Below are 519 nucleotides of genomic sequence, written 5' to 3' on the forward strand. Positions count from 1 at the left end.
AAACTCTGACAGCAGTGGTCTGTGCAAAGCCTGGAATGCTTTCTAGGTTTTCTAAGTCATGATTAGGCAAAGTTTTGGCGAGTTTAACCATTTTTGTAATTATACGTTGACGTTGATTGCTTAGATTAAGCAGTCTTCGGGCATAATATTTTGCTTGCCGGACTTCTATGTCAGAGCAAGAAACAACTGGATAAGCTAAATGAGCTAATTCAATTAGTTTATCTGTTGTCCTTTGTGCATGATTAAAAGCGATGCCTTTCAATTTAATCAACCAGTTAATAATTTGCTTTTTATCATCTTTTCTTACTAAATCACAATGAGGATAACGAGCAACTATTTGCCAATAATTCTTACCTCTAGCAATAGAAAATAAGTTTTCAATTTCGGGAAAGGTTGATTGTAGAGCTTGGTGAAGTCGATTTTTAGCCATTACTAAGTCAGCTGTTAACTGGTCATAGAAGCGGCTCAAAGCATTAAGCTGCTTATAAGTTTGAGATTGAAGTTGATTAATTGGATGAT

The 519-nt window shown here is 35.3% G+C and carries 1 pseudogene; it reads right to left on the reverse strand.

Annotated elements, in window-relative coordinates:
• A pseudogene (locus CP366_RS10370) lies at positions 1 to 519 on the reverse strand (IS110 family transposase); the annotation flags it as partial.

The organism is Lactobacillus sp. UMNPBX15 (assembly GCF_002553785.1).
In the GTDB taxonomy this organism is placed as follows: Bacteria; Bacillota; Bacilli; order Lactobacillales; family Lactobacillaceae; genus Lactobacillus; species Lactobacillus crispatus.